Annotated in this window: 21 protein-coding genes; 13 read left to right on the top strand and 8 right to left on the bottom strand. The window is 51.5% G+C overall.

All coding sequences use genetic code 11. The annotated features are described in order from the left end of the window. Positions 1–20: 20 nt before the first annotated feature. Entirely contained in the window at positions 21–641 is a 621-nt protein-coding gene (gene grpE / locus METLU_RS25045; protein ID WP_027158058.1) for a nucleotide exchange factor GrpE, read from the bottom strand. Between the two features lie 68 nt (positions 642–709). Next, positions 710–1,765 carry a heat-inducible transcriptional repressor HrcA gene (gene hrcA, locus METLU_RS0109845; protein ID WP_027158059.1) on the bottom strand — a complete coding sequence of 352 codons (1,056 nt, stop codon included), beginning with the start codon at positions 1,763–1,765 and terminating at the stop codon, positions 710–712. A gap of 227 nt (positions 1,766–1,992) precedes the next feature. On the opposite strand from hrcA, the gene METLU_RS0109850 reads away from it, so the two are divergent. From METLU_RS0109850 to METLU_RS0109875, 6 genes are all read left to right on the top strand, one after another. Next, positions 1,993–2,874 (top strand): NAD(+) kinase, encoded by an 882-nt coding sequence (locus tag METLU_RS0109850; RefSeq protein WP_027158060.1) that lies wholly within the window; start codon positions 1,993–1,995, stop codon positions 2,872–2,874. A gap of 5 nt (positions 2,875–2,879) precedes the next feature. Beyond that, positions 2,880–4,559, top strand: a complete 1,680-nt coding sequence (recN, locus tag METLU_RS0109855; protein ID WP_027158061.1) for a DNA repair protein RecN — start codon at positions 2,880–2,882, stop codon at positions 4,557–4,559. 36 nt (positions 4,560–4,595) lie between these two features. Next, on the top strand, positions 4,596–5,624 hold the full coding sequence (locus METLU_RS0109860; RefSeq protein ID WP_027158062.1) for an agmatine deiminase family protein: 1,029 nt from the start codon (positions 4,596–4,598) through the stop codon (positions 5,622–5,624). A 182-nt stretch (positions 5,625–5,806) separates the two neighbouring features. After that, positions 5,807–6,151, top strand: coding sequence for a nucleotidyltransferase domain-containing protein (locus tag METLU_RS25050; RefSeq protein WP_036242995.1), 345 nt, complete (start codon positions 5,807–5,809; stop codon positions 6,149–6,151). Beyond that, positions 6,144–6,749 carry a DUF2238 domain-containing protein gene (locus METLU_RS0109870; protein WP_027158063.1) on the top strand — a complete coding sequence of 202 codons (606 nt, stop codon included), beginning with the start codon at positions 6,144–6,146 and terminating at the stop codon, positions 6,747–6,749. The genes METLU_RS25050 and METLU_RS0109870 overlap by 8 nt, the downstream gene beginning before the upstream one ends. 105 nt (positions 6,750–6,854) lie before the next feature. Further along, a complete protein-coding gene (locus METLU_RS0109875; RefSeq protein ID WP_027158064.1) occupies positions 6,855–7,739 on the top strand; it encodes a carbon-nitrogen hydrolase in 885 nt (294 codons plus the stop codon). Between the two features lie 74 nt (positions 7,740–7,813). On the opposite strand, the gene METLU_RS0109880 is transcribed toward METLU_RS0109875, so the two are convergent. After that, positions 7,814–8,128 carry an H-NS histone family protein gene (locus METLU_RS0109880; RefSeq protein WP_027158065.1) on the bottom strand — a complete coding sequence of 105 codons (315 nt, stop codon included), beginning with the start codon at positions 8,126–8,128 and terminating at the stop codon, positions 7,814–7,816. A gap of 162 nt (positions 8,129–8,290) precedes the next feature. Further along, positions 8,291–9,100 carry a DUF2914 domain-containing protein gene (locus METLU_RS0109885; protein WP_155920524.1) on the bottom strand — a complete coding sequence of 270 codons (810 nt, stop codon included), beginning with the start codon at positions 9,098–9,100 and terminating at the stop codon, positions 8,291–8,293. A gap of 157 nt (positions 9,101–9,257) precedes the next feature. On the opposite strand from METLU_RS0109885, the gene METLU_RS0109890 reads away from it, so the two are divergent. The 3 genes from METLU_RS0109890 to lpdA are packed head-to-tail and all read left to right on the top strand — an operon-like array spanning position 9,258 to position 14,833. Next, entirely contained in the window at positions 9,258–12,083 is a 2,826-nt protein-coding gene (locus tag METLU_RS0109890; RefSeq protein ID WP_027158067.1) for a 2-oxoglutarate dehydrogenase E1 component, read from the top strand. A gap of 1 nt (position 12,084) precedes the next feature. Beyond that, complete coding sequence (odhB, locus tag METLU_RS0109895; RefSeq protein WP_027158068.1) at positions 12,085–13,365, top strand: 2-oxoglutarate dehydrogenase complex dihydrolipoyllysine-residue succinyltransferase; 1,281 nt, start codon at positions 12,085–12,087, stop codon at positions 13,363–13,365. A 13-nt stretch (positions 13,366–13,378) separates the two neighbouring features. Further along, positions 13,379–14,833, top strand: a complete 1,455-nt coding sequence (lpdA, locus tag METLU_RS0109900) for a dihydrolipoyl dehydrogenase (protein ID WP_027158069.1) — start codon at positions 13,379–13,381, stop codon at positions 14,831–14,833. A 204-nt stretch (positions 14,834–15,037) separates the two neighbouring features. Here lpdA and parC read toward each other — a convergent pair whose 3' ends face one another. From parC to METLU_RS0109915, 3 genes are all read right to left on the bottom strand, one after another. Beyond that, on the bottom strand, positions 15,038–17,269 hold the full coding sequence (gene parC, locus METLU_RS0109905; protein WP_027158070.1) for a DNA topoisomerase IV subunit A: 2,232 nt from the start codon (positions 17,267–17,269) through the stop codon (positions 15,038–15,040). Positions 17,270–17,271: 2 nt separating this feature from the next. Further along, entirely contained in the window at positions 17,272–17,769 is a 498-nt protein-coding gene (locus METLU_RS0109910; protein ID WP_027158071.1) for an acyl-CoA thioesterase, read from the bottom strand. Positions 17,770–17,942: 173 nt separating this feature from the next. Then, positions 17,943–18,293: an FUN14 domain-containing protein gene (locus METLU_RS0109915; protein ID WP_027158072.1), complete on the bottom strand. Its 351-nt coding sequence runs from the start codon at positions 18,291–18,293 to the stop codon at positions 17,943–17,945. 194 nt (positions 18,294–18,487) lie between these two features. On the opposite strand from METLU_RS0109915, the gene METLU_RS0109920 reads away from it, so the two are divergent. Further along, positions 18,488–19,918: an aldehyde dehydrogenase family protein gene (locus METLU_RS0109920; RefSeq protein WP_036242998.1), complete on the top strand. Its 1,431-nt coding sequence runs from the start codon at positions 18,488–18,490 to the stop codon at positions 19,916–19,918. A gap of 3 nt (positions 19,919–19,921) precedes the next feature. Here METLU_RS0109920 and parE read toward each other — a convergent pair whose 3' ends face one another. Then, positions 19,922–21,817 (bottom strand): DNA topoisomerase IV subunit B, encoded by a 1,896-nt coding sequence (gene parE, locus METLU_RS0109925; RefSeq protein WP_027158074.1) that lies wholly within the window; start codon positions 21,815–21,817, stop codon positions 19,922–19,924. A gap of 82 nt (positions 21,818–21,899) precedes the next feature. Here parE and METLU_RS0109930 point away from each other — a divergent pair, with 82 nt between their 5' ends. The 3 genes from METLU_RS0109930 to dxs all read left to right on the top strand — a co-directional run bounded on the left by METLU_RS0109930 (position 21,900) and on the right by dxs (position 24,969). Then, a complete protein-coding gene (locus METLU_RS0109930; RefSeq protein WP_027158075.1) occupies positions 21,900–22,133 on the top strand; it encodes an exodeoxyribonuclease VII small subunit in 234 nt (77 codons plus the stop codon). After that, positions 22,126–23,022: a (2E,6E)-farnesyl diphosphate synthase gene (ispA, locus tag METLU_RS0109935; RefSeq protein ID WP_027158076.1), complete on the top strand. Its 897-nt coding sequence runs from the start codon at positions 22,126–22,128 to the stop codon at positions 23,020–23,022. The genes METLU_RS0109930 and ispA overlap by 8 nt, the downstream gene beginning before the upstream one ends. A gap of 84 nt (positions 23,023–23,106) precedes the next feature. Then, the gene (gene dxs / locus METLU_RS0109940; RefSeq protein WP_027158077.1) at positions 23,107–24,969 is read left to right on the top strand and encodes a 1-deoxy-D-xylulose-5-phosphate synthase; all 1,863 of its coding nucleotides are present in this window, start codon (positions 23,107–23,109) and stop codon (positions 24,967–24,969) included. Positions 24,970–24,984 lie beyond the last annotated feature (15 nt).

Consider the following 24,984-nt stretch of genomic DNA (forward strand, 5'->3'; position numbering starts at 1 on the left):
TGGGGATTGTTTTATGGTGTTCAAGCCTGTTCATCAATGCTCTGTGTATCTGCGGCCGGTTTTTCGGGCGCTTTGGCAACCACGACCATGGCAGGACGCAACAAACGTCCGTTCAACAAATAACCTTTTTGGAAAACGTTAACCACGGTATTAGGCTCGACGCCTTCCACGGCTTGCATGGTCATAGCCTGATGGTGCTCGGGATTAAAAGGCTGGCCGACCGGATCAATCGTTTCAATGTTAAATTTGGCGAATACCGATTCAAACTGTTTGATCGTCAATTCGCTGCCCACGCGAAACTTCTCCACTTCAGGGCTATCGCCAGTAGCCGCCTGCAGTCCTAGTGTCAGACTGTCCAATACCGGCAGTAACTCTTTGGCAAACCCTTCCAGCGCAAACTTATGCGCGCTCTCCAGATCTTTTTGTGTCCTTCTTTTCAGGTTTTCCATCTCAGCTTGGGCACGAACTGCCTTCTCCCAGTTTTCCTGAGCTTTCTGCTCAGCCTGTGTCAATTGCTGCTTCAGTTCTTCAACAGTTGGTTCAGGCAACAATTGCTCTTCGCTAACAGCCTCGCCAACCGGCTCTTCGTTTTTGGCCTCGGTTTCAACCTGAGATTCAGGCACTTCCTGATCATTACTCATTCGCTATAGCTCCTCAAAATATGAAATGGGTTATCGCGCCTAACTGCACGAAAGAAAACAGATGCTACTTATGATGGGGACGATGATTTTGGATTCAAGGCAGCGCCTAACAATTTTGCAGTAATATCGACAAACGGGATGATTTTCTCATAAGCCATGCGCGTCGGCCCAATGACACCCAGCACGCCCACCACTTCATCACTGATCGAATAAGACGATGTGACCAGGCTGCAGTGATCAAATGCCTGATAGCCGGATTCTTCACCAATAAAAATTTGCACGCCTTCGGCTGTCATGCACTGATCCAGCAGATGAATTACATCCTGCTTCTGGCTGAAGGCTTCAAATAATTTTTTCAGACGGTCCATATCCGCCAACTCCGAAAAACCCATTAAATTGGTTTCACCGGTCAGCACGTAATCTTCTTTGTCATTGTTCTGCTCGAAGGTCAGCTGCGCCATTTTGATTGCATCAAGCATACCCTGATTCATGCGCGTCTGAGCTTCCTTCAACTCTTCAAATACCGCTTGCCGCACTGAAACCAGACTGCGGCCGCAATAGACTGAATTTAAATAATTGGCCGCCTGCTGCAATTCGGAGGCACTGAATGCCTTAGCCGTATGAATGATTTTGTTGTGGACTTCCTGCTCATTGGTAACAAAAATCACCAGTACGCGCGTATTGGATAAAGGTAAAAACTCAATATGCCGCAGGTAGAGCGTCTCCCGTCTGGGTAAAGTCACGACCCCTGCCATACGGGTCAACTCCGAAAGCAGGCGCGAGGCGACGCCGATGACATCGCCATTATTGTCAGTAACGGATAAACCCTGATGCAGTCGAGTCAAGTCTTCCGATTTCAGAGGCTTGACTGTCAACAAGCTGTCTACGAATAATCGATAACCGCTGACCGTGGGCACACGTCCGGCAGAGGTATGCGGCGAATGCACCAGCCCCAAATCTTCAAGATCGGCCATGACATTGCGGATGGTTGCAGGGCTCAAGCTTAAACCCGAGTCTTTCGACAAGACCCTTGAACCAACCGGCTGACCATCACTGATATAACGCTCAACCAGCGTTTTCAATAATTGCAGCGACCTTTCGTTTAAAACCTGACTAGTACCCACATCAACCTCTAAAAGATCAGAATTAGCACTCCACCTAGTCGAGTGCCAGCGGCGCAAAATATCAGCTCAACGGTCTGTTGTCAATAAAGACCCTTTTTATAAAACTGTCTATCAATAACGCTCTATCGCCGCCGCTATCGAGAACCAAAAATATCCTTCATCAGTAAAACTGGTTGGTTTACCGAGGTTTTTTTGTATAATCCAATTCATTTGACTTGTATCCGGCAATGCAGAGCCCTTTCAAAACCATCGGCATCATAGGCAAACCCAGTGACCCCAGCATTGCTGAGACCCTATCGGTCCTTTACAAATTTTTAAAACACCAGCAATTCACTGTCAAGATTGCTCAGGACAGCGCCCAGTTTATTCATAACGAGCCCGAATCCTGTCCCATCGACAAACTGGGCCAATATTGCGACCTGGTTATCGCCATTGGCGGTGACGGCACTTTTTTGTCGGCCGCGCGGGCCATCGCCGAATATGATATTCCTTTGATTGGCATCAACCTGGGCCGCCTTGGTTTTCTGGTGGACATATCGCCAAACGAGCTACCAGACAGATTGAGCCACATGCTCCAGGGTCATTATATAGAAGAAAAACGCTGTTTATTGCGCACCAGAATCATCCGCGAAGAACGAGTCATCCATGAAGAAACAGCCGTCAATGAAGTGGTGATTCATCGCTGGGTAACGCCCAGCATGATTGAAATCGTGACCAAGATTGACGATGTCTTTCTTAATTCTCAACGCTCCGACGGCCTGATCGTTTCCACGCCCACCGGTTCGACCGCCTACTCCCTGTCCGCGGGCGGGCCAATTCTGCATCCTTCGTTGAATGCGCTGGTATTGGTGCCGCTCAATCCCCATACCCTTACCAATCGTCCGATCGTCATCGATGACTCCGCTGAAATTGAAGTCAGCTTCTGCCAGACCAAGCAAATCAATGCTCTGGTTACCTGCGATCAGATTGAAATACCCGCCGTACTGATCAGCGATAAAATTTTGATTAAAAAAGATCCCAAACCGATTAGAATTCTGCACCCCGAGGACCATGACTTCTTTCAGATACTGCGGGGAAAATTAAACTGGAGCACTGGTTATCATATTTAATCCTTATGCTATTGAACCTTAATATCATCGACCTTGCCGTTGTCAAATCACTGGACCTGGATCTTGAAAAGGGCATGTCCGTGCTCACGGGCGAGACCGGGGCCGGCAAATCCATTCTATTGACCGCATTAGGGCTCGCCCTGGGCGATCGGGCCGATTCAGGCTATGTGCGCCCAGACTCCAAGCGCGCAGAGATCAACCTGGAGTTTGATTTGGCCGATGCCCCCGAGGCTCAGCACTGGCTGAAGGAAAACGATCTCGATGACGAGCACCACTGCCTGATTCGGCGCATAGTCAATCAGGACGGGCGTTCCAAAGCCTATATCAACAATCGCCCGGTTACATTGCAGACCCTGCAGGCGCTTAGCGAAAAGCTGGTTGAAATTCACGGTCAACATGCGCATTTGACCTTGCTCAATAGCGATGAACAACGCCGCCTGCTGGACGTATACGCAAAAGACCAGCCGCTTCTGGATCAAGTCAACGCCTGTTATCGGCAATGGCAGCAAGCCAACAAGGAACTGGAAACGCTGATTAAAGCCGGCAAGGATAAAGCCGAGCGCGAAGAATTATTGCGTTACCAGATTGAAGAACTGCAACAGCTTGACTTGCAAAACTTCAATTACCCGGCCCTGTCGGAAGAACACAGCAAACTGGCCAATCTGGGCCAGATCTTAACAGTCGGCCAGAGCCAGGTTGATATACTCTATGAAAACGACGAGCAATCAATCAGTCAGATGCTGGGCCATAGCCTGAATGAACTCACGCATATCGCCCGCTTTGCGCCGGAACTGAACGAGATCTGCTCGCTGTTATCGGAGGCGCAGATTCAGACCGAAGAAGCGGCCCAGCAGCTACGCCGTTTCCTCGAATCTCAGGAAGCCGATCCGCAACGCATGGACATACTGGAAAACCAGATCGCCATCATTCAGAATCTGAGCCGCAAACACCATGTCAAGCCGGACGAGTTACCCGAACTCTCAGATAAACTGGAACAGGAACTTGATGGATTGACCCACAGCAGCGAGCGCATCGAAGCCTTAAAGACCAGTACAGCTCAACTGCTCGAACAATACAATCAACTGGCCGTACAACTGTCAGAGCAGCGCAAGCAGGCCAGTAAAAATCTGGCACAGCAGATTTCAGCCATGATAAAGGAACTTGGCATGCCGCAGGGCGAGTTTCTGGTCGACGTCACAGCGCTGGACCTGGAGACACCCAAGCTGAACGGCAGAGACAAGATCGAATTTCTGGTCAGCGCCAACCCGGGCCTGCCGGCCAAACCGCTTGCCAAAGTCGCTTCGGGCGGCGAATTATCCCGCATCAGCCTGGCCATTCAGGTCACGACCAGCAATGATAAAACCACGCCGACCATGATTTTCGATGAAGTCGATACGGGCATCGGCGGCGGCATCGCCGAAATTGTCGGACAAAAACTGCGCAGCCTGAGCCAAAACCGCCAGGTCATGTGCGTGACGCATCTGCCGCAGGTCGCATCGCAAGCGCACTATCATTTATATGTTGAAAAGAACAACAAAGCCGATATCACGTCATCCAATGTCAGAGTACTGAATGACGAGGAACGCGTTCAGGAAATTGCCAGAATGCTGGGCGGCGTCAACATCACCGCCAACACGCTGGCCCACGCCAAAGAAATGTTATTTCAATCCACTGCCGGCCATTAATATGCCGGCAAATTCAACCACAGGGTACCAAAATCAATGATCCGCTTTCCAGCCGAATGGGAAAAACAGTCCGCCGTATTAATCGCCTGGCCGCATGCAACCGGCGACTTCAGCAATCGCCTTGATGCTGTCGAACAAAGCTACGGTTTTATTGCCGAAACGATAAGCCTTTATCAGCGCTTGTTCATCGTCTGCAAGGATGACGCCCATCAGCAGCATATTCAGACTTTAATCAAAAACAACGGCAATATTACGTTTCTTCATGCCGTAGTCAATGACATATGGGTCAGGGATACGGTTTTCCTGACTGTGGAAGAAGATGGCTGCATGAAACTGCTCAACTTCAGATTCAATGGCTGGGGCGGCAAATACCCGCATCAGGCCGACAACGCACTGAATCATGCATTGCTGAACTACAGCCCGTTCAAGAATGCCGATTATGCCGATATAGACTTCATCCTCGAAGGCGGCAGCGTCGAGAGCGACGGCATTGACACGATCATGACCACGCGGCAATGCCTGTTGAATCCGAACAGGAACAAGGAACTGTCGCAGCAGGAAATTGAACAGCGACTGCTACAGTACTTCGGTGCCCAAAGAATCTTATGGGTCGATCAGGAAAATCTGTCCGGCGACGATACCGATGCCCATATCGATACGCTGGCCCGTTTCTGCTCGGCCACGACCATTGCCTATACCGGCAGCGATGATCCCGAAGACAAGCATTACGCGAGTTTGAAAAACATGGAATCCCAACTACAGGCCTTCCGCACCCAATCCAATGAAGCCTATGAACTGGTGCCGTTGCCGATGCCGAAACCGATTTTTGATGAGGACGGCCAGCGCCTGCCAGCCAATTACGCCAACTTCCTGATCATCAATCAGGCTGTCATGGTGCCTGTCTATGACGACCCGATGGATGCCGTTGCCCTGGAACGACTGGCCGGTTGTTTCCCACATCACAAGATCATCGCCACACCATGCCGCCCCCTGGTGCATCAATACGGCAGCCTGCATTGCATGACCATGCAGTTTCCTGAAAAAGCGTTTGCTGTTATTGACTAATAATCAAACTGCAATTGCTCAGTGACAACTAGAATATAAGCACCCGATATATATTAGGTGCTTATATTATCGACAAAGCCGTCTACATAATAAGATGATTTAAATGAACTTGAAGTACAAGCGCTCATTCAAAGCCTTAAATACTTCTATGAGCGGGTTTATTTAAAGAGCAATCATAAAATATGAAATACGGTCTCAAAGATCAAACCATAGCCCAGATAAATGCCGTTTTTGCCAGCCATCCCGAAATTGAACAGGTCATCCTCTACGGATCGCGGGCGAAAGGCAATTATAAGAACGGTTCAGATATCGATCTCGCATTAAAAGGGCGCAAACTGAATTCGAGAGTTATTGACAGAATAAACTTTGAACTCGACGGTCTGTTTTTACCTTATTGTTTTGATATTTCCAATTTCAGTCATATAAACAACGCCGACCTTATTGATCATATCAACCATATAGGTGTTATTTTTTATGAATCCGCAAATGCGCCCCATTTAAACCGGCAAAACACCCACCATGACTAAAACCTGGTTGGCAGTGTTTTTTTCGGTGCTGATATGGTCAGCCATCAATCCCAAAGATTACCCGACCTGGCTGCTTGAAACCTCGCCGGCCCTGATCGCCTTGGTTATTCTTATCGCGACCCGTCGGCGTTTTCCGCTGACAAATCTCGCCTACGGCCTGATTTTAATTCACAGCATCATTCTGATGATAGGTGGCCATTATACTTATGCCGAAGTCCCGTTATTTGACTGGCTGAAAGTAACATTCGAACTGGAACGCAATAATTACGACAAACTCGGCCATCTGGCCCAGGGCTTTATCCCGGCCATCATTGCCCGTGAAATATTGATCAGGAATCAGGTCGTGAAAAGCCGTAAATGGCTAAATTTCCTCATTATCTGTATCTGTTTAGCTATCGCTGCCTTTTACGAACTTATTGAATGGTTCGTTGCCTTAGTCAGCAAGGAAGCTGCCGAATCATTTTTAGGCACGCAGGGTTATATCTGGGATACGCAGTCCGATATGGCATATGCACTGGGCGGCGCGATTTCGGCAATTATAATGTTAAGCCGTATTCATGACCGGCAAATAAGCAAAATTGCCGCCAGACAACTTTAGCCTTATTGATTTTTTCAGCTTTCACTGAACTTAATAGCGCTACTGCCTATTTTTAAATCGTTATAAAATAATACTGTTGTTAAAACCTATTCAAATTAATGCATCATGAAATCAAAATTAATCGTCAGCGCCGTTCAACAGCCCTGCAATGAAGACAGACAGACAAACCTTGATTTTTCCATTGAGAAAATCCATGAAGCGGCCGCGGCCGGCGCAGACCTGGCCGTACTGCCGGAACTGCATCTGGGACCTTATTTCTGCCAGAACGAAGATCATAATAACTTTTCACTTGCCCAGCCTATTCCCGGCCCCGCTACCGAAGTCCTATCGGCAGTGGCTAAAAAGCTGGAGATCGTTATTGTTTCAACCATCTTTGAAGAAAGAGCGCCGGGGCTTTATCACAATACCGCTGTTGTTTTTGATAAGGATGGCAGTATCGCCGGTAAATACCGAAAAATGCATATCCCGGATGATCCTGGCTTTTATGAAAAATACTATTTCACGCCGGGCGATATTGGCTTCAAACCAATCCAGACTTCGATCGGTAAATTAGGTGTCTTGGTCTGTTGGGATCAATGGTTTCCCGAAGCAGCCAGATTGATGGCTTTAGCCGGCGCGGAATTATTAATCTATCCTACCGCGATAGGTTGGGACCCGCTGGATACGCCAGAAGAACAAAAACGCCAACTGGATGCCTGGACTACCATTCAGCGTTCTCACGCCGTTGCGAACGGCATCCCGGTCATATCCTGCAATCGTATCGGTTTTGAAAAAGCGCCTGATTCGGAGAAAGGTATAAATTTCTGGGGCAATAGCTTCATCGCAGGGCCTCAAGGGGAAATAATTACTCATGCCAACGAATCGGAGGTAAAGTTATTAACTGCCGCCCTTGATAGTTCAAGTGTTGAGCGCGTCAGGCAAATATGGCCTTATTTGCGTGACCGAAGAATTGATGATTATGGGGATTTAACAAAACGCTTTATTGATTAAAAATACTGGCACAAGGCGAAAACCACAGATGTTTTGCCTTGTGTCCCAGAGAACATCTGATTTGGTTTGGATAATCAAACTTCAAACTCAGAACGATCATGACCTGCATCAAGCAGAGTCTGCATCCATTTTGGCGTAACTCCACGACCAGTCCATGTCTTTTCAGGATCCTGAGGATGACGATATTTAATCGGAACCTTAACGCCCTTGCGAGCGGATCTTTTATCACTTTCATAAATTTCCACGCCAACGTCAATCGATGCCGCCAGCTCTTTAATCTGAGCGATGACTTCCTTACGTTTATTCGCCTGTTTAGTCTTTAATGCCTTTTCGGCTTTTTCAATAACAGCCTGCAATTCATTTTCTGAAAGATTTTGATACTCTGCCATTTTAAGATTTTGATAATGGGACTGGGTCATTTTCGCTCCTGGTAATAAAATATATAACAATCATATCATGACTAACTAATACTATAAATAGTAAGAATTACGTATCTTAATCTCAAATAATCATTTATAACCATATATTTTTTTAATTCTGAGTCTATGACATTAATTAATAATAACCTTAAAGCTTTTTTTATTTAATATATGCCCAGACTCATCAATAAGTCTAACGCCCCAATTACCTACATCATTATCAGTAAATAACATACTGCTAGATGCCCTCCATCTATTGCCTAAGACATTTATCGGGTGTTTAAAAACAGCCTTTCCATTGTTTGACCATTCATGATAGAGCGTCCGACCTTTTAATTCGGTTAATTCAGTAAAATAATAAACGCCGACGGCTTGTTTTTTATTGACCTTGACTGGCAGATTTAGTTCTCCTGCAGGCTCTTTATTATTAATTTTATGAGTCAATAAAGCGCGAGAAACATTTTCATTAACGATTGGCGAACTTTGTTTTTTTGTTACGTTTCTATGCTTAACTATTACCGATTGCTTTTTTCCTTTCTCCTCATTCTTAATACTAGTTGATTGCTTTTTCCCTATCTCTACAGCTTTAATACTACCCGGATGCTTTTTAGCTTCCGGTTCAAATGTATTATTAACAGCTTTAGACTTATCCTCAGGCTTAATTATTATCGGCTGTTCTTTTATATATTTATTATCTTTTATTTCCGGCTTGGCCACAGCATCAACATCCGCATCAGACAGTGGCGCATCAGCCGTTTGAACATCCGGCTTAATAAAAAAGTACAACACGGTTAAAAGCAGGACGACAATAATGCTGACGGCAAGCAATATTCGTTTGACATGCCACTCTGTTATCATCTCAGGGTCAGAGATATAATTTTCCGATTTTTTTCCCGATTTAGAATAATTAACTCTAATTACAATGTTTTTTTTGTCTCTCATATTTTTTATCTCAACGACAAGCAGATGAAACTTTATGATTGCCTTTGCCACTAATAAAATGAACCGTATTCTGGCTGGACAACATCTAACCAAGTACTATACCACTGCGGACAGAGTGGAAACTGAAAACCCGTTTTGAATAAATTGGATAATCCTAATGAGTAAGCTGCTTAAACTTTTTCAAGATTCCTCTAGCCTCTATGGCAGCAATGCCAGTTTCATTGAAAGCCTGTATGAAAAGTTTCTGGAAGACCCCGAATCAGTTGAGCCTAGCTGGCAGAAAGAATTCAGCGCCATTCATGACGGTGTCGATTACGAAGCGGCTCACAGCCCTATCGTGAAACGCTTTGCACAGCTCGCGATTAAATCCCAGGGCCGGCTGGCCGAATTACAAGGTTTCACGGAAGAAAGCGTAAAAAAGCAATCGGCCGTTGCCCGGCTTATCAACCATTACCGCGTCAGCGGGCATCAGATCGCCCAAAATAATCCTCTGGGAAAAACATCGCCTCCGCCTCCCGATTTTGATCCGGCTTATTACGGGCTGTCCGCGCCCGACATGGATACTCTGTTCGATGCGGACATGCTGCGCGGCATTGACAGATTACCGCTGCGCGACATCATAACCAGTCTGAAAGAGATTTACTGCGGCAGCATTGGCGCCGAATACATGCATATTGTCGATACGACAATCAAACGTTGGATAAAAAACCATCTGGAAAGCCCGAAATCCACTTTAACGATAGGACCTGAAAAAAAACGCTGGCTGCTGAAACAACTGACTGCAGCTGAAGGCATAGAAAATTACCTGCATACCAAATTTGTCGGTCAAAAACGTTTCTCACTGGAAGGCGGCGAATCGCTGATTACGGTTCTCGACGAACTCGTTCAGGGATCCGGGGAAAAAGGCGTTAAAGAAGTCGTGATCGGTATGGCGCATAGAGGCCGCCTCAATGTGCTGGTAAATGTTCTCGGCAAAAGCCCTTCCATTTTATTCGATGAATTCGCCGGCCTGCCCAAGTTATCGCCCGGTGTCATTTCCGGCGACGTCAAATATCACATGGGTTTCTCATCCAACATCGCCACGCCCGCCGGCCCGCTACATTTGACGCTGGCGTTCAACCCGTCGCACCTTGAGATCATCAACCCGGTCGTGGAAGGCTCGGTAAAAGCGCGTCAGGACAGGGCCGGCGCGGACGGTAAGAATGCAGTCATTCCGGTATTGATCCATGGCGACGCGGCGTTTTCTGGGCAAGGCATCATCATGGAAACCCTGAACATGTCGCAAACCCGCGCCTTTTCGACCGGTGGCACTATTCATATCGTCATTAACAACCAGATCGGCTTTACCACCAGCAACCCTGAGGATGCCCGCTCGACCCTTTATTGCACCGATGTGGCCAGCATGATTCAGGCGCCGGTTTTTCATGTCAATGGCGATGATCCCGAGGCCGTCAATTTTGTTACCAAACTGGCGCTCGATTTCAGGATGACTTTCAACAAAGACATCGTCATCGACCTTATTTGCTACCGCCGCCTCGGCCACAATGAAGCCGATGAGCCTTCAGCCACGCAGCCGCGCATGTATAAGAAAATCCGCAAGCTCAAAACCACGCGACGGATTTATGCGGAACGCCTTATCAGTGAAGGCATCATTACGGCCGAGCAAGCCGCCGAAATGGAACAGGAATATCAAAAGCAGCTCGACGCCGGCCAGGTCGTTTCAAGGCCCGTGCTGGACAAGAACCATTACTCATACACGACTCAATGGAATCCGTTCCTGAACGGAAGCTGGGACACACCCTGCGATACGTCCGTATCGATAGACCACATTCGCTTCTGCAATGATCGCATGCAGCGACTGCCGGCCGGCTTCGAACTGCATCCGCGCGTCGCCAAAATCATGGACAGCCGTCGTAAAATGGCTGCCGGGGCCATGCCCCTGGACTGGGGATTTGCCGAGAACATGGCCTATGCGACTCTGCTGATGGAAAAATACAATGTGCGCCTGACCGGCCAGGATGTCGGCCGAGGCACGTTCTTCCACCGCCATGCCGTCTTGCATAATCAGCTCAACGGCAAAACGCACACGTCGCTGAAACATCTGGACAAGGACCAGGGCCAGGCGCAGATTTTCGATTCATTACTATCGGAAGCTGCTGTACTAGGTTTCGAATACGGCTATAGCTCGACCGTTCCTAATACGCTGGTCATCTGGGAAGCGCAATTCGGCGACTTTGCCAATGGCGCGCAAGTCGTCATCGATCAGTTCATCAGTTCCGGCGAGACAAAATGGGGCAAGTTGAGCGGTCTGGTCATGCTTCTGCCGCATGGCTTCGAAGGCCAGGGACCGGAGCACTCATCCGCCAGACTCGAACGTTATCTGCAACTGTGCGCCGAACACAACATGCAGGTCTGCAACCCGACTACGCCGGCACAGATATTTCATTTGCTGCGTCGGCAATTGATCAGACCGTATAGAAAACCATTGATTGTCATGACGCCTAAAAGCCTGCTCAGGCATAAGCTCGCCGTTTCCACTTTGGAAGACCTGACTGACGGGCAATTTCAGCCCATCATCGGCGAACAGGATCCGATCAATCCGAAAAAAGTCACGCGCTTTGTCCTGTGCTCCGGCAAGGTTTATTATGATCTGCTCGAAGCGCGTCGCAAGGACAATCTGAAACATGTTGCCATCACACGCATAGAACAACTGTATCCGTTCCCCGTCGACGCCTTCAGAGCGGAACTGGCGAAATATCCCGCCATGAAAGAATTCGTCTGGTGTCAGGAAGAGCCTCAGAATCAAGGTGTCTGGTACCAATCCAAACATCATTTCGCAGACAGTCTTGAGCCACATATCACTATGACCTACAGTGGCCGAGAGGCATCTGCCGCCCCTGCGGTGGGAAATTTCCGCGTCCATATAGAACAACAAAAAGCCGTCGTTGAATCGGCCTTACACGGAAAATCATCAGGAAAATAACATGAGCATCGAAGTCCTAGTCCCCAACCTGCCCGAATCGGTTTCAGACGCCACACTGGCGACCTGGCACAAAAAGCCTGGTGATAGGGTCGATAAAAACGAAAATCTGGTCGATCTGGAAACCGATAAAGTGGTTCTTGAAGTGCCCGCGCCGGACTCAGGCATTCTGCGCGAAATACGCAAGGAAAACGGCTCGACAGTGGTTGCTGGCGAAGTACTGGCCGTGCTGGAGCCTCAAGCCATGCGGGAACCGCAGGCCGTTCAATCCCAGGAAACCGAGGCTGTTGAAACGGCCGCGCCCGAAACGGATGAAGCCTACAGCGATGCGACTCCGGCATTAAGCCCTTCTGTACGACGGCTGATATTTGAAAAAAATATCGACCCTGCCGGCATAAAGGGCACCGGCAAAAACGGCCGCATCACCAAGACCGATATACTCGATTACCTGGAAAGCCACAAACTGCCTGAAGCTGAAATCGAACCGCCAAAGCCGGAAGTCGTACCCGCGCCGGCCAAGCCAGAGATACCTGCCAAGCCGGAGAAGCCCAAACAAGCTGAGCCGGCGGCGCCTTCTTTAAATCTGCGCCCGGAACAGCGGGTGCCGATGACGCGCTTGAGGGCGAAGATTGCCGAACGCCTGTTGCAGGCCCAACAGAACGCAGCCATGCTGACGACGTTCAACGAAGTCAATATGCAAAACGTTATCGATCTTCGCGATCAGTACAAATATCGGTTCGAACAAAAGCACCATGTCAAACTGGGCTTCATGTCATTTTTCGTCAAGGCCTCCATCGAAGCGTTAAAACGTTTTCCGGCCGTTAATGCCTCTATTGACGATAACGATATCATTTATCACGGCTACTATGACATCGGCATTGCCGTCACGACGCCGCGCGGTCTGATCGTGCCGGTCCTGCGCGATGCCGACCAACTTGATTTTGCCGGCATCGAGAGAAGCATTGCCGATTTCGGTGAAAAAGGACGCAACGCCACTTTAGGCTACGAAGACCTGAAGGGCGGCACATTTACTATTACCAACGGCGGCATTTTCGGCTCAATGTTATCGACACCGATACTGAATCCGCCACAGTGCGCCATTTTGGGCATGCACGCCATCAAGGAACGCCCTATTGTCGAAAACGGTCAGATTGTCGCCCGACCGATCATGTATCTGGCCTTGTCCTACGATCACCGCCTGGTCGACGGACGCGATGCCGTGCAGTTTTTAGTGACGATTAAAGAATGTCTGGAAGCGCCCGCTCACCTACTTCTTAATATTTAAGAAGGCCATAATTATGCCAAAGCAACAAATCCATTATGATGTCATCGTCATTGGCGCAGGACCCGCCGGTTATGTCAGCGCCATTCGATGCGCACAGCTCGGCTTGAAAACAGCCTGCGTCGATAACTGGCGAAATAGCAAACTCCAGAGCAGTCTGGGCGGCACGTATCTTAATGCCGGCTGCGTTTCCTCGATAGCCTTGCTCGAGTCGGCAAAAATTTATCACTTGCTGAATCACGAAATAGACAGTCATGGCATTCATGCTGAAAATATTTCCATGGATATCGCCCAAATGATGCAGCGCAAGGACAAAATCATTGAAACGCTCAGCAATAAAATCGTCGACATTTTTGCTCATCACAAAATCAGCCGCATCCATGCACAGGCAAAAATGCTCAATGCGCGTCAGGTAGAAATCACTCCGCTCGACCATTCGGCGCCATCCATTATTCAGGCCAAGAATATCATCCTGGCCGCCGGCTCATCCCCGATCGATTTATCCTGCGCTCCAATCGACAATGAATTCATCATTGATTCCACAACCGCTTTAAGCCTTAACAGCGTGCCCAAAAAACTGGGCATCATAGGTGCCGGTGTCATTGGCCTTGAGTTAGCCAACATCTGGAGCCGGCTCGGCTCCGAAATCATTTTGCTGGAAGCGCAGGAAAACTTTTTAACCCTGCCCGATCAGCAAATCTCGCGCGAAGCCTATCGCATCTATACGCAGCAGGGCCTCGAAATGCGTTTAGGCGCACGGGTCGTTTCCACCAAAAAAAGCCATAAAAAAGTGACTGTCGAATATCAGGATAATGAAGGTCTGCATTGCCTGCGAGTAGACAAACTGATCGTTGCTTCAGGACGGAAACCCAATACCGAAAACCTGGCCGCCGAGGAAGCGAATTTAATGCTCGACGAAAACGGCTTTGTTCATGTCGATGAAAATTGCCTGACCACCCTGCCCGGCGTCTATGCGATCGGCGACTTGACCTCGCTCGGCCCCATGCTGGCCCATAAGGGCATAGAGGAAGGCGTCTTTGTTGCCGAACAGATTGCCGGCATTTATACCCCGATCAATTACGACATTCTGCCCAGCGTTATTTATACCGAGCCTGAAATAGCCTGGGTTGGCCAGACCGAGCAGGCCCTCAGAGCCATAGGCGAGAACATCAAGATCGGGACTTTCCCGTTAAGTGCCGCCACCCGGTCGCACGTCATGGGCAACCCCGAGGGCTTGGTTAAAATCATTGCCCACGCCGATACCGATACCATACTCGGGGTTCATATCATCGGCGCCCAAGCTTCCGAACTGATTGCCGAAGCTGTGCTAGCCATGGAATTTTCGGCCTGCAGTGAAGATCTGGCCCGAACTATCCATGCTCATCCGACCATTTCAGAAGCCCTGCAAGAAGCGGCGCTGTCTCTTGAGAAACGGACACTGCATTTGCCAGTAGGCAAATTGCCCTCATAAGGAACATCGTAGCCAGGAATAATTGAAAGCCTTGAATCTCAAAAAATTTCTACCACGAAGGGCACAAAAAGAAAATTCAAGGCAAAAAACTTCGTGTTCCCGATTACTGTTCCAGACGCAATTCCACTTTCTGTATCCGTGCAGTCATTCACGTCCTTCATGCTTTTATGCGTTTACGCATTGGCTACTACCACTGCGGGCAACTCACTCACGCTCCAGTCCATCAACCCGCTGAAAGCCTCTCGGTAAAGCCGATCCTCTGTTGGCGCGGCTGCCTGAGTAATGCTCGATATCGGCCGGTTTCAGGGTTAAATGGCGTTTGCCCGACAACACTTTCAACTGACCGTTCTCCGGAAGTGTAATCACCGCAACCACCTGATCCTTGCCAGCAGTCAGATCCGATGTCGGGATCTGGATCAGCTTGTTGCCCTTGCCTTTCGCCAGCGCCGGCAGCTCGGCCACCGGAAAAATCAGCAACCGCCCCTGCAGGGTGACGGCGGCGAGCAGATCGGATTCATTGGCTACCCGCGCCGGCTTCAATACCTTGGCGCCATCGGGCAGCGTGATCAACGTCTTGCCGGCTTTATTCTTGCTCAACAGCTCCTTGAGCTGAACGCGGAAACCGTAGCCGGCATTGCTGGCCAGCACATACCAGTCATCGGGATTGCCGGCGAGCAGATGAGTGAAAAAGGCGCCAGACGGAGGATTAAGGCGTCCTGTCAATGGCTCGCCCTGGGTTCGGGCCGACGGCAGATCATGCGCGGACGTGCTGTAAGCCCGGCCGGTCGAATCGAGCATATAAATCGGCTGAGTCGTCCTGGCCTTGACCGCATCGAGAAAACCGTCGCCGGAGCGATAGCTCAGACTGGTTACATCGATGTCATGGCCTTTAGCCGCCCTGATCCAGCCTTTCTGCGACAGAATAACCGTCAGCGGTTCATTGGCGATCAGCTCGGTCGTATCCAGCGCCTGCGCAGCCTGTCTTGCGACGATCGGCGAGCGGCGATCATCGCCGTATTTCTCGGCATCGCGCTCGAGTTCCTTTCTGATCAGGCGGTTTAACAATTTCTTGGAACCCAGGGTTTTTTCCAGCGCGGCCCGCTCTTTTTCCAGTTCATCCTGCTCGCCGCGGATTTTCATCTCTTCCAGCTTGGCCAGATGTCTCAATTTTAATTCGAGAATCGCCTCGGCCTGCAGGTCGCTGAGCCCAAATCGCGCCATCAGCACCGGTTTGGGATGGTCTTCATTGCGGATAATGGCGATGACTTCATCGATATTCAGGTAGGCGATCAGCAAGCCGTCAAGAATATGCAAACGGGCCAGCACCTTATCGAGTCGGTGCTGAAGCCGGCGCCGGACCGTCTCGGTGCGGAACGTCAGCCATTCGGCCAGGATGTCTCTCAGCCCTTTGACTTGCGGGCGACCGTCCAAACCGATCATGTTCATGTTGACGCGATAGCTTTTTTCCAGATCCGTCGTGGCGAACAAATGCGACATGACCGCCTCGACATCCAGCCGTTTAGACTTCGGTATGACCAGCAGGCGGGTCGGATTTTCATGATCCGATTCGTCCCTCAAATCCTCGATCATCGGCAGTTTTTTGGCCAGCATTTGGGCTGCGATCTGCTCCATCAATTTGGCGCCGGATACCTGATGCGGCAAGGCTGTGATGACGATATTGCCGTCTTCAAGTTCGTATTTGGCGCGCATTTTTACCGAGCCGCCGCCGCTGATATACATTTTCCGTATCTCTTCGGCAGGCGTGATGATTTCGGCGTCGGTCGGATAATCGGGGCCTTTGATATGGTTGAAAATGGCTTCCAGCGAACTGTCGGGATTATCGAGCAACTCGATGCAGGCATTGGCCACTTCGCGCAGGTTATGCGGCGGAATGTCGGTCGCCATACCGACGGCAATGCCCATCGTGCCGTTCAGCAGCACGTTCGGCAATCTCGCCGGCAGTAAAACCGGCTCTTTCAGCGTGCCGTCGAAATTGTCGGTCCAATCGACCGTGCCCTGCCCCAACTCGCTCAGCAAGGTTTGCGCATAAGCCGTCAGCCGCGATTCGGTATAACGCATGGCCGCAAACGATTTCGGATCGTCCGGCGAACCCCAGTTGCCCTGCCCGTCGATCAACGGATAGCGGTAGGAAAAATCCTGCGCCATCAGCACCATGGCCTCGTAGCAGGCCGAGTCGCCGTGCGGATGGTATTTGCCGAGCACGTCGCCGACCGTTCTGGCCGATTTCTTGTATTTCGCCGCCGCCGTCAGGCCGAGTTCCGACATCGCGTAAACGATGCGCCGCTGTACCGGTTTCAAGCCGTCGGCGATATGCGGCAGGGCCCGGTCCAGAATCACATACATGGAATAATCCAGATAGGCTTTCTCGGCAAAATGCTTTAACGGCAGTTGTTCGTAATTCTCTTGTACACCCACGATCACAATTCATCCTTTGGTAAATCAACATGTAACGCGCGGCTCTTCTCCATGAATTCCTGACGCATTTTTTTGCGCATTTCTGCGGCTTCAAATAATCTTTTTTCCACTTCGTTCTCTATCTGTAGTTTGGGGATTTCCTGAGGTCTGCCGTTTTCATCGACGGCCACCATGGTGAAATAGCAGGAGTTGGTGTGCCTCTTTTCTTCCGTCATCAGGTTTTCGGCCACGACCTTGACGCCGATTTCCATCGAGGAGCGCCCCACGTAATTGACATGCGCATTGAAAGTCACCAATTCGCCGACCTTGATCATCTGCTTAAAAAAAACATGGTCCAGCGATGCGGTCACGACATAGCTTTTGCAATATTTCGCCGCGCAGGCATAAGCCACCTGATCTAATAGCTTCAATAATGCGCCACCGTGCACATTACCGGAAAAATTCGCCATGTCCGGCGTCATCAGCACGGTCATGGCCAACGACTTCTCTTGTTTATCCATTTTATTTACCCGACTCGATAAGGCTATGCGGCCTTTATTTACGACATGAGCAATCCGGAAAATGCCCTATTGCCCTTCCCTTACGGCTTTATTCTACCTGAAGGCTTCCTATAAAAGGTCTAAGAATGACGATACAGACCGATGACAGACTATGAGTCGATAGGCTTGAACTGTCAGCCCATTTTCAGACCGGCATAGAAACCGGCTGCGCCGCTGACGCCCTTGCTGGTAATATTCGATAAGCGATCGATCAGAAAATTGCCGGACTGCTGTGCGGCTTCGGTAGCCGCGCTGGCGGCGTTCTGCAAGTGGGCTTCACTGACACTGACGATGCCGTAGTATTCGGACACGAACAGCAGCACCACCGCCGCACCGCCCATGAACAATGCCACCTTCAGCATTTTTTTGGCGAAATAGCCGACCGCCAGGCCGATGATAAAAGGCGCTCCTACATTGGGGATCATGAAAGCCGAGGAAAAAATATCGGTGGAGGATGCGCTGTTGATTGCTTGATCACTGCTCATTTTGTGCTTCTCGTACGGTTATTGCTGACTCCAGCCAGACTGGAAAAAGCCGACATTTTAATCATTTTCAAGCCAGATGCCAGTTCATTAAAGGCAGCCTGTTAAATAAACCCCAGTCGTAAGCAGCACCACCTATTGATTTTGATCTGCCGGAAAGAAAAAATAATAATGTCTTGATCTAACAGAAGTTGCTTATGCACTACCCCATCAAAGTACCTGGCGCCGATTCGGCCGGCATCGTTGAAGTCTTCTCGCCTTATGATGGCAGGCGTGTAGGTTCCGTTGAAGCCATTGATGAATCTGGAGCCGAACAGGCATTGAAAAACATGCATGAGCTGTTTCGCGGCCGCAAAAACTGGCTGCCCGCCCATGAGCGCATCGCCATTCTGGAGCGTGCGATCACGCTCATACAGGCACGCAGTGAGCAATTTGTAACCACGGCCGTGGCCGAAGGCGGCAAGCCTTATCAAGACACTCAGGTTGAGCTGTCACGGGCGCTCGACAGCATCAGGAGCTGTATTGATTGCATGCGCACGGAACGCGGCACGGAAATTCCGATGCAGTTGAATCCGGCCTCCATGCATCGACTGGCCTTTACGCATAGGGAACCGATCGGCCCTGTAGTGGCGATCAGCGCTTTCAATCATCCTATCAATTTAATCGTCCACCAGATAGGGCCCGCGATCGCCGCAGGCTGCCCTGTCGTTATCAAGCCGGCGCGCGAAACGCCTTTGTCGGCTTTTGCGCTGGTGGATATCTTGCGCGAGGCGGGCCTGCCTGGGCACTGGTGTCAGCCCGTTGTAGCGAATGACATGAAAGTCGCCGAACAATTGGCGATCGATCCGCGCGTCGCCTTTTTAAGTTTCATCGGCAGCGCCCGTGTCGGCTGGATGCTGCGCTCAAAATTGGCGCCCGGCACGCGTTGTGCACTGGAGCATGGCGGCATGGCGCCGGTCATTATGGCCGAAGACGCCGATCTCGAACGGATACTGCCATTACTGGCTAAAGGCGGCTTTTATCATGCCGGACAAGTTTGCGTGTCGGTGCAGCGCATTTATGCGCATGAATCGATAGCCCGAAAAGCGGCAGAAGAACTGGCGGCATTGGCTGACAAAATGACAGTCGGCGATCCGGCTAAGCCAGACACGGATTGCGGCCCGTTGATTCGGCACAGCGATGTGGATCGTATCGAAGCCTGGGTGAATGAAGCCGTTGCCGAAAACGCTGAACTGATCACCGGCGGCCAGCGGCTTTCGGACTCGCTGTATCAGCCGACCGTGTTATTGAATGCGTCGCCAAACAGCAAGGTCAGCCGGCAGGAAATCTTCGGGCCGGTCGTGTGCGTTTACGAATACAATAGTCTGGATGCAGCCATCGAACAGGCCAACGCCCTGCCTTACGCCTTTCAGGCCTCAGTGATCACGCAAAATATCGATACCGCCCTGTATGCCTACAAGCATTTGGCGGCATCGACCGTTATGATTAATGATCACACGGCTTTCCGTGTAGACTGGATGCCGTTTGCGGGCTTGCGTGAGTCAGGTCATGGAACCGGCGGCATTCCCTATACGTTCCGCGACATGCAGATCGAGAAAATGGCCATCTTCCATTCGCCGGCTTTATAAAAGTTATGCCACTATATCCGCCAGATTACCTTTAGTCTCCAGCCATGCCTTCCTGTCCTGCGCGCGTTTTTTCGCCAGCAATAAATCCAGTTGGGCATTGGTATCGTCGTCTTCCTGAACCGTTAACTGCACAAGCCGGCGCGTATCGGGATTCATGGTTGTCTCGCGCAATTGCCCCGGATTCATCTCACCCAGACCTTTAAAGCGCTGGACATTGATCTGGCCCTTGAGCTTTTCGGCCTTGATGCGATCCAGAACGCCTTGCCGCTCGGACTCGTCCAGGGCATAAAACACTTTTTTGCCGACATCGATGCGGTACAAAGGCGGCATGGCCACAAAGACGTGCCCGGCTTTGACCAGCGCCGGAAAATGCTGATAAAACAAGGCGCAGATCAAGGTAGCAATGTGGTTGCCGTCAGAATCGGCATCGGCCAGTATGCACACCTTGCCGTAACGCAAGTTTTGCAAGTCGTTGGAACCAGGCTCGATGCCCAAAGCCACGGCGATATCGTGGACTTCCTGCGAAGCCATGACCTGATTCGACTCCACTTCCCAGGTATTGAGGATTTTGCCGCGCAACGGCATGATCGCCTGAAAGTCGCGCTCGCGGGCCTGTTTGGCCGAACCGCCGGCCGAATCGCCCTCGACCAGAAACAATTCGGTTCTGGCGATATCCTGCGCCGAACAATCGGCCAGTTTGCCCGGCAAGGCGGGACCGGCCGTTATTTTCTTGCGGACTATTTTTTTATTGGAGCGCAGCCTTTTCTGGGCGCTGGAAATAATGATTTCGGCGATCTTCTCGCCTTCGGCCGGATGCTGGTTCAGCCACAGGCTGAAACTGTCCTTGGCCACGCCGGACACGAAAGCCACGCATTCGCGGGAACTGAGCCGTTCCTTGGTCTGGCCTGAAAACTGCGGATCTTCCAGCTTGACAGAGAGCACGAAATGGCAGTTTTCCCAGACATCCTCAGGCGCCACCTTGACACCGCGAGGCAGGATGCTTCTGAAGTCGCAAAACTCGCGCATCGCTTCGGTCAGGCCGGCCCGCAGACCGTTGACATGCGTGCCGCCCTGTGCCGTCGGCACCAGATTGACGTAGCTTTCGGCCAACACCTCGGCAGGATTTTCAGTAGCCCAGACGACGCCCCACTCTACGGCCTCATGGCTCGCGGCCATATTGCCCATGAACGGCTGCTGCGGGTAGAACTCGATATCGCCGACACGATCCAGCAGATATTCCTTCAGCCCATTCTGATAACACCAGACAGTTTCTTCCTCCGGTTGCTCGACCTTCAGCGTTATTTTAAGGCCCGGACACAACACCGCCTTCGCGCGCAGTACCTGTTTCAGTTTGGTAACGGAGATTTTGCTGGAGTCAAAATACTTTTCATTCGGCCAGAACTTCACCGAAGTACCGGTATTGTTGCGTCCAACCGTGCCGGTTTCGGTCAGTTCGGTTTGCTTGTCGCCATTGGCAAATTCCATGCGGTAGATTTTGCCGTTGCGCTTGACCTCTATTTCCAGTTTCTCCGACAAGGCATTGACGACCGAGACACCGACGCCATGCAAGCCGCCGGAAAACTGATAGTTTTTATTCGAGAATTTGCCGCCCGCATGCAACTGGGTCAGGATCACCTCGACACCGGGTATGCCCTGCTCGGGATGGATATCGACCGGCATGCCGCGGCCGTTGTCGGTGACCGACACCGCGCCGTCCTTATACAGAACGACGTCGATGTTGTCGGCATGCCCTGCTATCGCTTCATCGACACTGTTATCAACGACTTCCTGCACCAGATGGTTGGGCCGGGTGGTGTCCGTATACATGCCGGGGCGTTTGCGTACCGGCTCCAGTCCGCTTAAGACCTCTATGGCCGCCGCGTTATATTCACTACTCATACTTCGTAATCACTCGCAATCCGATTTCATATATAATGGTGGGTTCAATCTGTACATCGTATCATTAAAATATTTTTACCACATGCCGAAAAAGAAAAGCCCGACTTCATTCGAAGACTCGCTCGCGGAACTTGAACAGTTGGTTACGCAGCTGGAACAAGGCGATATTTCGCTGGAAGAATCGCTAAAGTCATTTGAACGCGGGGTCAATCTTACCCGCACCTGTCAAAAAGCCTTGCAGGAGGCGGAGCAGAAAGTTCAGATCTTACTGGAAAAAAACGGCACTCAATCCCTGGAGCCCTTTGCTGATGAGTAATGCGTTGAAAGAATATCTTAGTTTTTGTCAAAACCGTGTAGAAAAGGCTCTGGAAGCTCGTCTTCCCAGCGAAAACATACTGCCAAGGAAACTGCATGAGGCCATGCGCTATTGCGTGCTGGACGGCGGCAAACGCATGCGCCCGATGCTGGCTTACTGCACCGGCAAGACACTCGGCATTGCTCCGGAAATGCTCGATGGACCCGCCTGCGCGGTCGAATTCATCCACGTTTATTCTTTAATCCATGACGACCTGCCGGCCATGGACGATGATGAGCTCAGGCGCGGCAAGCCCACCTGTCATGTCGCTTTTGACGAAGCGACTGCCATTTTAACCGGCGATGCCCTACAGGCATTGGCATTTGAAATACTGGCGCATGATCCCTCTATGGCTATCGATGCCGCAAACCGGCTCAAAATGATCACGATGCTGGCAAAAGCCAGCGGTTCTCAGGGCATGGTCGGCGGCCAGGCCATAGACCTCGAATCCGTAGGCACAAAACTGAGTCTGCCGGAACTTGAAAACATGCATATCCATAAAACCGGCGCTTTGATCCGCGCCAGCGTCAATATGGCGACACTGGCGAAGCCCGATATCGACCCGACCATGGCGGCCAAACTTGATCATTATGCCAAATGCATCGGCTTATCTTTCCAGGTCAAAGACGACATTCTTGATGAAGAAAGCGATACGACCACATTAGGTAAAACCCAAGGCAAAGACAAGAACAACGACAAGCCTACTTATCCTGCCTTGCTGGGCCTGGCAGGCGCCAAACAGAAAGCGCAGGAACTGCATGAACAGGCCATTGACAGCCTGAGCATTTTTGGCAAGGAAGCCGACCTGCTGCGCGACTTGTCGCTTTATATTATTCAACGGGATCACTAATTACCTATTTGATTACTCAAGAATTAATCTGCATAATCACACGACTGTCAAAAAGAAATGCCGATTAAAGGAATTGATTTATACATGTACAAACCCGGTAATTATCCTATCCTGGATACCATCAATTATCCCGCCGATGTCCGCAAGCTCAGTAAAGATCAACTGCCGGGCCTGGCCCGGGAGCTGCGCGAATACCTGACCCACACGGTCAGCATTTCCGGCGGCCACTTCGCGGCCGGGCTCGGCACGGTCGAGCTGACCATCGCCCTGCACTACGTGTTCGACACGCCGGCCGACCAGCTGGTCTGGGACGTCGGCCATCAGGCCTATCCGCACAAGATCCTGACCGGCCGCAAGGAGGCCATGCCCACCATCCGCACCAAGGGCGGCGTCTCGGCCTTCCCCAGCCGCGCCGAGAGCGAGTATGACGCCTTCGGCGTCGGCCACTCCAGCACCTCGATCAGCGCCGCCCTGGGGATGGCCATCGCGGCCGGCCTGAAGGGCGAGGACAAGCAGATGGTGGCCATCATCGGCGACGGCAGCATCACCGGCGGCATGGCCTTCGAGGCCATGAACCATGCCGGCGCCCTGGACGCCAACCTGCTGGTGATCCTGAACGACAACGAGATGTCGATCTCGCCGCCGGTCGGGGCCATGAACAATTACCTGACCAAGATCCTGTCCAGCCGCCTGTATGCCTCCGTGCGCGAGGAAAGCAAGAAGGTGCTGAGTAAGATGCCCAGCGTCTGGGAGCTGGCGCGCAAGACCGAGGAGCACATGAAGGGCATGATCGTGCCGGGCACCCTGTTCGAGGAACTGGGCTTCAATTACATCGGCCCGATCGACGGCCATGACCTGGACATGCTGATCTCGACCCTGGAGAATCTCAAACAGACCTCGGGACCGCGCTTTCTGCACATCGTCACCAAGAAAGGCAAGGGCTACGCCCCGGCCGAGAAGGACCCCTTGGCCTATCACGGCGTGCCGGCCTTCGATCCCTCGAAGGACTGCCTGCCGCAATCGGCGCCGTCGCCTTACCCGAGCTATACCGAAGTATTCGGCCAGTGGCTGTGCGACATGGCCGGCCAGGACGAACGCCTGCTGGGCATCACGCCGGCCATGCGCGAGGGCTCGGGGCTGGTCAAGTTTTCGCAATGCTATCCGCAGCGTTATTTCGACGTCGCGATCGCCGAGCAGCATGCCGTGACCCTGGCGGCGGGCCAGGCCTGCCAGGGCGCCAAGCCGGTCGTGGCGATCTACTCGACCTTCCTGCAGCGCGCCTATGACCAGCTGATCCACGATGTCGCCCTGCAGAATCTCGACGTGCTGTTCGCGCTGGACCGCGCGGGGCTAGTCGGACCGGACGGCCCGACCCATGCCGGCAGCTTCGACCACAGCTTCCTGCGCTGCATCCCCAATATGCTGATCATGGCGCCGGCCGACGAGAACGAATGCCGGCAGATGCTGACCACGGGCTATCAGCACGAGGGACCTGCGGCCGTGCGCTATCCGCGCGGCAAGGGCCCGGGCGTGCCGGTGCAGGCCGGGCTGACCACCTTGCCGATCGGCCGGGGCGAAGTCCGCCACCAGGGCGGGCGCATCGCCATCCTGGCCTGGGGCAGCCTGGTGGCGCCGGCGCTCGAGGCCGGCAAGCATCTGAATGCGACCGTGGTCAACATGCGTTTCGTCAAGCCGCTCGATACGGACCTGATCCTGGAACTGGCCAAAAGCCATGACGTGTTCGTGACTGCCGAAGAGAACGTGCTGGCCGGCGGCGCCGGCAGCGCCGTCAATGACTTCCTGCACGCGCAGAAGATCCTGATGCCGGTGCTCAACATCGGCCTGCCCGACCGCTTCGTCGAGCAGGGCACCCGCGAAGAACTGCTGGCCCTGTGCGGTCTGGATGTGCGCGGCCTCATCAACAGTATCGAAGCATTCTGCGCTTAACCCGCAAATCGTTCT

This window comes from Methylobacter luteus IMV-B-3098 (assembly GCF_000427625.1).
Classification (GTDB): domain Bacteria; phylum Pseudomonadota; class Gammaproteobacteria; order Methylococcales; family Methylomonadaceae; genus Methylobacter; species Methylobacter luteus.